The following is a 9,310-nucleotide window of genomic DNA, read 5'->3' on the forward strand; positions in this document are numbered from 1 at the left end:
GGCGAGGTCGAGACCACGCCGACGGAGACCGAGACCGAGGTCGAGGTCGAGACCCCCGCGGAGGAGCTGCCGGCGACCTGATCGCGCCATCGCTGGGAACCACGACACCGGGCGTACGGACACCTCCCAACGGGGGGCGCACCTGCGCCCGGTGCGACCTCCGCCCCGCGACACTGCGCCGGGCACGGCCAGTGGGGCGCACCGCCGTCCAGTGGGGCTGCACCCGCGGAAAGGGCCATCGGCGCGGGGGCCGGGGACCCTTTCTCAACGAGATCGTGAGAGAGGGACGATGATGATGGTCAGCTCGAAGCTCGTCCGTGCCGCCGTTGGCGCCACGGCCGCAGCTGCGCTCGCGTTCGGGGCGGTGGCTTGTGGCGGTGGCGGAGGCGGCACGGAGGAGACGACGCCGCCAGAGACCACGACCGGCGGGGTGACGTCTCCTGAGGCGACCGAGTCGCCGGCCGCCTGATCGGTTAACGGCTCGCAACGACCGCCCGGCGACGACGGGGCGGTCGTTCCTCGTGTGACCGTGCTGGGTGCCGTCCCTCGGTGACGGCCCTCCTGTGACGGTTGTCTGTGGCCGCCCTCGGGACACCGTACGCTCCTTGATTCCTCCTATCACAGTCGTAGGATGGGTCGGACTCCGCGACGTGCGGGGCGCGGCCGGATGCAGTTCCCCGCCGCGGACGGACGCCGCACGGTGTGCGGACATCGACGAGCAGGAGGGAACATGGAGCGCACCAGGTTGATGCGCACGGCGGCCGTGGTGGCCGTTCTGAGTTTGGGGCTCACCGCCTGTCCCGACGGCGAGGAAGCGGATAGGGAGGGGCTCGCGCCCGGACCCGGGACCCCGACCCCCACCGAAGAGGTGGAAGTGACCGGGCGGGGCGACGGGCAGTTGACCATGGGCCGGGTCCTGCCGGAGTCGGGGTTCCTCGACTACCTGGGCGTCTCGATGATCCACGCCACACAGATGGCCATCGATGACATCAACGAGGCCGGTGGCGTGCTCGGACGCGACGTCCGCCTGCTCGAGGAGGATTCGGGCACCGACCCCACGGTCGCCGGCCCGAACGTCAACAGCCTGCTCGCGTCAGGTTCCGACGTGATCGTCGGGGCGGCCGCATCGGGCGTGACGCTGTCGTTCCTCGACGTTCTGTTCCAGAACCAGATCGTCAACTGCTCACCGTCGGCGACGTCGTCGGAGTTCCTCACGCAGCCCAACGCGGCGTTCATGTTCCGCACGGTGGCGCCCGATGACGCGGTCGCTCCGGTCATCGCCGACGAGATCGTGACCCGCGACGGCCACTCGTCCGTCGTGATCGTCAACCGCTCTGACTCCTACGGTCAGAACCTCGCCGACCTGGTGGCCGAGGAGCTCCAGGCGCTGAACGCTGAGGTTCTGGCCACCGTCGAGTACACCGAGGAGGAGCAGACCTTCGACACGCAGGTGAACACGGTCACCCAGAACGACCCCGACGCGGTGGTGTTGATCGCCTTCCGTGAGGGCGCAACGTTCCTGCGCCGGCTCGCCGAGACCGACTTCGACATGTCGGCCGTGTACGGCGCGGACGGCGTGTTCTCCGGGCGCCTACCGGAGTTCGCGGCCGGGGAGGGAGGAGACGTCTCTATCCTCGACGGCATGAAGGTCATCGGGGCATCCGGCTCGCAGGAGTTCAACGAGCGCCTCAACGAGTCCCTGCCGGCGGAGGCCAAGCGCGAGTTCATCTACGGGGGCCAGGCCTACGACTGCGTCACGATCCTGGCCCTGGCTGCCGAGCAGGCTCAGACCGACGACTCGTCGCAGTTCGCCGACCTGATCGTCGACCTCACCAGGGGCGGCGAGAAGTGCACCGACTTCGCGTCGTGCAAGCAGCTCCTCGATGACGGCCAGGACATCGACTACGACGGGGCCTCCGGTGAGATCGAGCTGAGTCAACCCCCGGGCGAGGGCAACCTCGGCAACCCGACCGTGACCACCTACGCGGTGGCGAGGTACGAAGGAGGAGAGTTGACGCTCGTCCGCTCCGAGCGGGTCGACCTCGAGACCGGGGCGACACCGACGCCGCAGTAAAGCGGTCGGTCCGTCGCAGACACGCAGAGGGGTCGGGGCGAGTGCCTCGGCCCCTCTGGCACGTCCTACTCGACGCGGGACAGCGTGCCCAGGTAGAGGTCGATCACCTTCTCATCGTGGAGGAGTTCATCACCGGTGCCGGTGTAGGCGTTGTTGCCCTGGTCGAGCACGTAGGCGCGGTCGGACAGTTGCAGGCAGCGGCGGGCGTTCTGCTCCACCATCACGATCGAGACCCCCGCCTGGTTGATCGTCTGCACCCGGTGGAAGGTGTCGTCTTGCAGGTTGGGGGAGAGGCCGGCGGAGGGCTCGTCGAGGAGCAGCACCCGCGGCTCCATCATCATGGCCCGGGCCATCGCCACCATCTGACGTTCGCCTCCGGACAGGTCCCCGGCCCGCTGGCTGCCCCGGTGCCGCAGCAGCGGGAACAGCTCGCTGACGTACGCGAAGCGTTCCGGAAACGAGGCGGGTTGGAGGTACACCCCCATCTGGAGGTTCTCCTCGATCGTCAGCGAGGGGAAGACGTTCCTGGTCTGGGGGACGTACCCGACGCCCCGTGCCACCAGTTCGTGGGGCGTCAAGGAGGCGATGTCCTCACCGGCCAGGACGACCGACCCTGCTCGCACGGGGACGAGGCCGAAGATCGCCTTCACCAGCGTGGACTTGCCGGCGCCGTTGGGTCCGATGATGCCCACCAGCTCGCCGCTGTACAGCTCGAGATCGCAGCCGTTGAGGATGTCGACCTCGGGCAGGTAACCGGCGACGATCCTCTTGGCTTCCAGGAGCGGTCGGCGGCTGTCGCGGCGGTCGGCTGTCGAGTCGACCGGCCGGTCGTCTGTCACGATCAGCTCCTGTTCGACGTGTCCATCACGAGCGCGGCTGGGAACACCACCAGCGCTCGTCTCAGCGGGCGCCGCCCGGATGATCGTGGTGGCGGCCGAGGTACGCATCGATCACGGCGTCGTTGTTGGCGATTCTGTCGGGCGGTCCCTCGGCGATGATCCGCCCTTCGGCCATGCAGACGATCCAGTCGCTGATGTTCATCACGATGTCCATGTCGTGCTCGACGAACACCACCGTCATGCCCCGGTCGGGGAGCTTGAGCATGTGGTCGAGCAAGGTCTGGGCGAGGGCCGGGTTCACACCCGCCATCGGCTCGTCGAGCATCACCAGCGTCGGCTGCACCATCAAGGCGCGTGCCAACTCCAGCAGCTTGCGCTGCCCGCCGGACAACGTCGCGGCGTACTCGTCACGCATGCGCGCCAGATCGAACCGCTCGAGCTCCTCGTGAGCGCGTTCCTCGATCTGCTGCTCCTGAGACGCCCAGCTGCGCCGCAACAGCGCCCGCCACAGGCTCTCGCCGCCCTGCCCGGTGGCGCCGAGCTTCATGTTCTCCAGGACCGTCAACCGCGACAGGACCTTGGTCAGCTGGAAGGTGCGTACCATCCCCGCCTGCGCGACCTGGTACGACGGCCTGCCCTGGATCTCCACGCCGTCGAACTGCCAGGTTCCGCGGTCGCGGTCGTCGAACCCGGTCAACAGGTTGAAGAAGGTGGTCTTGCCGGCCCCGTTGGGACCGATCAGGGCGGTGACCACCCCACGTTGGATCTCGAGGTGATCGACGTCGACCGCCACCAGGCCACCGAACTGGCGGTGGACGTCATCGACGACCAGGATCGGGTCGGGCTTGGGCGCCCCCGGCTCCGCCGGGACGTCGGCGAGCGCCGCCGCGCGGCCAGATGCGGAGGTGGGATCCGGCTCAGACATCGAGCATCAGTTCCCGTTCGCTGCCGAACATACCTTGCGGCCGGTAGATCATCAGCAGGATGACAGCCAGCCCGACCAGCGCCAGCACCAGCGCCCCGATCGAGCTCTCCGTGGCGATGATCGGTGGCACCAGCCCCTGGGAGGCGAGCTGACGGAGCATCGATGTGACCCCGCTGAACAAGAACCAGAAGATCATCGTCCCGATGACCGGCCCGAACGTGGTGGCCGCTCCGCCGACGATCAGGATGGCGTAGGCGAAGAAGGTCTGCTGCGGCCGGAACGTCAGGGGCGTGACCGCCGAGGTCTGGATCGTCAGCATGATGCCGCCCAGGCCGCCGATCGCACCGCCGATCATCAGGCTCTGCATCTTGTACCAGAAGGCGTTCTTGCCGAGGCTGCGCACCGCATCCTCGTCCTCACGGATGCCGCGGATCACCCGTCCCCACGGGCTGCGCATCAGCAGGTACACGAAGTAGGTGGCCGCCGCGACCAGCACCCAGGTCACCAGCATCGACCAGAGCTGGCCGTGCAGGTACGACCAGTTACCGAACACGGTGTAGCGGCGAGGGGTCAGCGGGTTGAGCTCGTAGAAGGCGTTCGCCACGTTGCGCAGCCCGAACGGCCCCCCGGTGAGGTCCCCGGAGGCGTTCGACCCGAACACCAGACGGATCACCTCGGCCGCCGCGATGGTGACGATCGCGAAGTAGTCGCCACGCAGCCGCAGGGTCGGCAACCCCAGTGCAACCGCGAGGACCAGCGCCGCCGCGATCCCGACGACGATCCCCACCCACAGCGACAGCCCGAAGATCTGCACCGCGATGCCGACCCCGTAGGCGCCGACCATCGCGAACCCGATCTGACCGAAGTTCAGCAGCCCCGTGTACCCGTAGTGGACGTTCAACCCGATCGCCATCAGCGCGAACCAGGCCGCCTGGGGACCGAACGCCTCACGGAGGCCGTTGCCGAAGACGACGTCCCACTGCATGGGCGGTCAGCTCCTGTCCGCGGCGCCGGCGGTGATCGACCTACCACAGCCCCCCGGGTTTCACCCCAGCCGCTCCTTGCGTCCCAGGATCCCCTGGGGACGGATCAGCAGGACGAGCACCAGCACGAGCAGAGCCCAGGCGTGTTGAAGCTCCGCCCGTAGCCACACGGTGCTGACCTGGCTGACGATCCCGATCACCAGACCGCCGACCATCGCGCCGTACGCGGTGCCCAGACCCCCGAGGATCACCGCGGCGAACATCAGCAGGAGCAGTCGGAACCCCATGGTCCACTCGACGGCGGTGACCAGGCCCTGCAACACGCCGCCGATGGCGGCGAGCGCCCCGCCGACGATCCACACCACCAGGATCACGCGCGCCACGTTGATCCCGGACGACTCGGCCAGGTCCGGGTTGTCGGCCACGGCGCGCGTCGCCTTACCCATGCGGGTGCGCTGGAGCATCATCGCCACGCCGACCAGGATCGCGGCGGAGAGGGCCATCACGGCGAGATCGCGGGGGGTCGCGGCGACCGGCCCCCACCGGATCCGCTGCTGCACCGTGTACTGGGCGTAGGGCGATTGGCGGCTGCCGTACCACAGCACCAGCACGTGCCGCATCAGCAACGACAGACCGATCGTGATCACCAGGAACTGGAAGCCACCGACCCGTCGCGCTCGCAGCCGCGCGAACATGCCCGCCTCCAGGCCGCCCGCGAACACCCCACCGACCGCCGTGGCGAGGATGGCGGCGAACACCAGGTGCAGCTGCGGTCCCTGGACGTTGAGGAACCACGCGACGATCGCGCCCAACGTGACGAACTCGCCGTGCGCGAAGTTGATCAGGCCCGTCGTCCCGAAGATCAACGACAACCCTACGGACGTGATGGCGATGATCAGACCGAACTTGATGCCGTCGACCAGCCGCTGTGCGAGGGGCCGGAACGGGAAGTCGAAGCCGCCCCTCGCGCTCTCGCCCATCGGGAACAGGACGCGCCGTCGGTTGTCGCGGACCGTGATCGTCGTGGGATTGTTGTCGGGGTTCTTCAGGCCGACGTCCTCGGGGAGCGTGTCCTCGTTGATCTCGATGACGTAGGTCCCGCTGCGGGGAACGTCGACACTCCACTCCCCGTCGGCGTCGGTCTCGACCGTCTCCTGGAAGCCGCTGTCCTCGCCGGAGACGGTGACTTCGACCCCCTTGAGGGGTTCTTCGTCGGCCGTCTGGAGGGTGCCGAACACGCCAGGCTGTCGGTCGTCCTGCTCGCCGCCGCTCTCACCGCTCAGGGCCGTGGCGGTGGACGTCAGGGATGCCAGCACGATCAGCAACGCGGCCGTCAGCCAACGCGGCGGGGCCTGCCGGAGGATCGGACGTCCCTTCCATCTGTGCCGGGCGAGTCTAGATGTCGACGGCACCGTCGCTAGATGGGACGCTGTGCTCGGTACCATGCTGTCCAGCTCGAACAGGGACGCCTCGGTGCAGTTCTCGGACCAGCTCCTCGCCCTCCTCACGATCGTCTCGCTCATCGGCGTCGTCGTCCTCGCGAGCGCGCTGACGGTCGTGGCCCTCCGCCTGAGGCGCCTGCGCACGGGTTACGACGCGGTCCTCGACCCGGCCCGACGCGAGGACCTCTTCTAGGTCCTCGAACGCCGCTTCGGCGAGGTTGAGCAGCTGCGCGAGGCGATCGCGGTGGTGCACCGCAACACCGAGCACCTGCGCAACCTGTTGCGTGCGGCTGTGTCACGTGTCGGCGTCGTCCGCTACGACGCGTTCGACGACATGGGCGGGGCGCTGTCGTTCTCCGCGGCGCTCCTCGACGAGTCCGGCGACGGGGTCGTGCTGTCATCCATCAACGGGCGGACCGAGGCGCGGACCTACGCCAAGCCGGTGATTGGCGGGACCAGCTCCTACAACCTGTCGCCGGAGGAGGAAGCAGCGATCGACGCCGCGCTCACCGGCGAGCGCCAGGCCGTGGTGAACCCGCCGCGACGCCGCCGTGGCCGGGCGGCGTCGTAGACCGCCGTGACGCTGGCGTACCTGGGTCCTCCCGGCACCTTCTCCGAGACCGCAGCTCGGCTGGTCGCGGGCGCCGACCGCGACCTTGTCGAGCTCCCCGACGTCCTGGACGTTCTCCGAGCGGTCGCCGACGACCGGGTCGAGCGGGGCGTCGTCCCGATCGAGAACACGCTCCAGGGCCCGGTCAGCGTGACCCTCGATGCGCTCGCGTTCGAGGTCGAGCTGCTGATCGAGGCTGAGCTGGAGCTGCCGGTGCATCTGGTGGCAGCCGTCCGCCCCGGCGTCGCTTTCGACGACGTCGTGACGGTGCGCTCCCACGAGGTCGCCCTGGCCGCCTGCCGACGGTGGCTGTCGGCGAACCTGCCCGACGCGGAGCGGATCGCGTCGACCTCGACCGCGCGGGCGGCAGAACACGTCGCCGACTCGGACGCTCCCGAGCTGGCGGTGGTCAACCAACTCGCGGCCGAGCGGTACGGCCTCGAGGTCCTGGCCCGCAACGTCGCCGACCGGGAGGGCAACGTGACCCGGTTCGTGGTGGTCGGCCACGATCTGCCGCGGCCGACGGGGTGGGACAAGACCTCGCTGGTGGTGTTCATCGAGGAGAACCGGCCGGGTGCGCTCCTGCAGCTGCTGGAGATCTTCGCCGAGCGCGACCTGAACCTGACCAAGATCGAGTCGCGGCCCACCAAGGAGGAGCTGGGCGAGTACTGCTTCTTCGTCGACGTGGAGGGTCACCTGGCCGACGAACGGGTCGGTGACGCCCTCGCCGCGGTGAAACGCACCCACCGCGAGGTGAAGGTGCTGGGTTCCTACCGGCGGTCGGGCGCGCGCCAACCGGAGGAATCGCGACGCATCGCCGCTGACGACGCCGCGTACCGTGAGGCGGCCGAGTGGCTGGGGCAGTGGCGCGAGCGCATCCGCCGATGACGCGTCGTTGTGCGCGAGACGGTCGCTGTCTGCCCGGGGCGTCCGCGGGGTCGGTGATGCGGTCGCTGTCTGCCCGGGGCGGCCGCTGCCTCGGTGACGCGGCCGGTGCCGCGGGGACGTGTGTGGCGTAGCCTCGCCCACCGTGATCGACGTCCGACTCCTGCGTGACGATCCCGAGGCGGTGATCGCGGCGTTGGCGCGCCGTGACATCGCCCGCAGCGACGTCGAGCGTGTGATCGACCTCGACCGCCGTTGGCGGGAGGTCACCGCCGAGGTGGAGGGGCTGCGCGCCCAGCAGAACGCCCGGTCCCGGGCGATCGGGACCGCGCCACCGGAGGAACGCCAGGAGCTGATCGCAGCCGCGGCTGAGCTCAAAGAACCGCTGCGTCGGGCGGAGGAGGAGCAGGCCGCGGTCGCCGAGGCCCGTGACGAGGTCCTGGCCGCGATCCCCAACCTCCCGCATCCGGACGCGCCCGCCGGTGGCGAGGATGACAGCGTCGAGCTCCGCCGCGAAGGGTCCAAGCCGGAGTTCGACTTCGGTGTCCGAGACCACGTCGAGCTCCTGGAGCCACCGGGTGCGCTGGACCTGGCCCGCGCTGCCAAGGTGAGCGGGGCGCGGTTCTTCTACCTCAAGGGTGAGGGCGCGCTGCTGGAGTTCGCGCTGGCGCGCTACGCGCTGGACGTCGCGATGCGCCACGGCCACCAGCCGGTGATCCCCCCGGTCCTGGTCCGCGACGAGGCGATGTACGGCACGGGTTTCTTCCCCACCGACGAACAGCAGATCTTCGCCATGCGCGACGATCCGCTGTACCTGGTGGGCACCTCGGAGGTGTCGCTGGCCGGGATGCACATGGACGAGATCCTCGACGCGGTCCCGGTCCGGTACGCGGGGTTCTCGACCTGCTTCCGTCGGGAGGCCGGCTCGTACGGGCGGGACACCCGCGGGGTCTTCCGTGTACACCAGTTCGACAAGGTGGAGCTGTTCTCGTTCGTGGCGCCCGACGCGTCCAGCGACGAGCACGAGCGCATCCTCGCCATCGAGGAGGAGATCATGGGCGGGCTCGGGCTGCACTACCGCGTAGTCGACATCGCCACCGGTGACCTCGGGGCGTCGGCGGCTCGCAAGTTCGACATCGAGGCGTGGTTGCCTGGCCAGGACGCCTACCGCGAGATCACCTCGTGCTCGAACACCACCGACTACCAGGCGCGACGGCTGCGGGTCCGGTCGCGACGCGACGACGGCAGCACCCAGCTGGTCCACACGCTCAACGGCACGGCGCTGGCGGTGCAGCGCACGATGATCGCCCTGGTCGAGAGCCACCAGAACGCCGACGGATCGGTGGCCGTGCCCGAGGTGCTGCAGCCCTACCTCGGTCGCGAGGTGCTGTTCGCCCGCGACTGAGCGCCGTGGTGCACCGCCGTCGGGGCGGTGGCCGGCGGTATCCTCGAGGGTTCGGAGGGTTGGCCGAGTCCGGTTGAAGGCAGCGGTCTTGAAAACCGCCGGGCGGCGCGAGCCGTCCCGTGGGTTCGAATCCCACACCCTCCGCCG

Annotated in this window: 10 protein-coding genes and 1 tRNA gene; 7 read left to right on the forward strand and 4 right to left on the reverse strand. The window is 69.2% G+C overall.

Features of this window, described 5'->3' with window-relative positions:
• Positions 1–295 precede the first annotated feature (295 nt).
• Positions 296–469, forward strand: a complete 174-nt coding sequence (locus M3N57_05090) for a hypothetical protein (GenBank protein MDP9022072.1) — start codon at positions 296–298, stop codon at positions 467–469.
• A gap of 261 nt (positions 470–730) precedes the next feature.
• Positions 731–2,074 (forward strand): ABC transporter substrate-binding protein, encoded by a 1,344-nt coding sequence (locus M3N57_05095; GenBank protein ID MDP9022073.1) that lies wholly within the window; start codon positions 731–733, stop codon positions 2,072–2,074.
• 65 nt (positions 2,075–2,139) lie between these two features.
• Here the strand turns inward: M3N57_05095 and M3N57_05100 are convergent, their stop codons facing one another.
• The 4 genes from M3N57_05100 to M3N57_05115 all read right to left on the reverse strand — a co-directional run bounded on the left by M3N57_05100 (position 2,140) and on the right by M3N57_05115 (position 6,137).
• Entirely contained in the window at positions 2,140–2,913 is a 774-nt protein-coding gene (locus tag M3N57_05100) for an ABC transporter ATP-binding protein (GenBank protein MDP9022074.1), read from the reverse strand.
• 61 nt (positions 2,914–2,974) lie between these two features.
• Positions 2,975–3,838: an ABC transporter ATP-binding protein gene (locus M3N57_05105; GenBank protein ID MDP9022075.1), complete on the reverse strand. Its 864-nt coding sequence runs from the start codon at positions 3,836–3,838 to the stop codon at positions 2,975–2,977.
• Entirely contained in the window at positions 3,831–4,823 is a 993-nt protein-coding gene (locus M3N57_05110; protein ID MDP9022076.1) for a branched-chain amino acid ABC transporter permease, read from the reverse strand. The genes M3N57_05105 and M3N57_05110 overlap by 8 nt, the downstream gene beginning before the upstream one ends.
• A 60-nt stretch (positions 4,824–4,883) precedes the next feature.
• A complete protein-coding gene (locus M3N57_05115; GenBank protein ID MDP9022077.1) occupies positions 4,884–6,137 on the reverse strand; it encodes a branched-chain amino acid ABC transporter permease in 1,254 nt (417 codons plus the stop codon).
• 157 nt (positions 6,138–6,294) lie between these two features.
• On the opposite strand from M3N57_05115, the gene M3N57_05120 reads away from it, so the two are divergent.
• The 5 genes from M3N57_05120 to M3N57_05140 all read left to right on the forward strand — a co-directional run bounded on the left by M3N57_05120 (position 6,295) and on the right by M3N57_05140 (position 9,307).
• The gene (locus tag M3N57_05120) at positions 6,295–6,456 is read left to right on the forward strand and encodes a hypothetical protein (protein ID MDP9022078.1); all 162 of its coding nucleotides are present in this window, start codon (positions 6,295–6,297) and stop codon (positions 6,454–6,456) included.
• Positions 6,457–6,507: 51 nt separating this feature from the next.
• Complete coding sequence (locus tag M3N57_05125) at positions 6,508–6,834, forward strand: DUF4446 family protein (GenBank protein MDP9022079.1); 327 nt, start codon at positions 6,508–6,510, stop codon at positions 6,832–6,834.
• A gap of 6 nt (positions 6,835–6,840) precedes the next feature.
• Complete coding sequence (gene pheA / locus M3N57_05130) at positions 6,841–7,761, forward strand: prephenate dehydratase (protein MDP9022080.1); 921 nt, start codon at positions 6,841–6,843, stop codon at positions 7,759–7,761.
• A gap of 142 nt (positions 7,762–7,903) precedes the next feature.
• The gene (gene serS / locus M3N57_05135) at positions 7,904–9,163 is read left to right on the forward strand and encodes a serine--tRNA ligase (protein MDP9022081.1); all 1,260 of its coding nucleotides are present in this window, start codon (positions 7,904–7,906) and stop codon (positions 9,161–9,163) included.
• Between the two features lie 53 nt (positions 9,164–9,216).
• Positions 9,217–9,307: transfer RNA gene (locus M3N57_05140), tRNA-Ser, on the forward strand.
• Positions 9,308–9,310 lie beyond the last annotated feature (3 nt).

The organism is Actinomycetota bacterium (assembly GCA_030776725.1).
GTDB lineage: Bacteria > Actinomycetota > Nitriliruptoria > Nitriliruptorales > JAHWKO01 > JAHWKW01.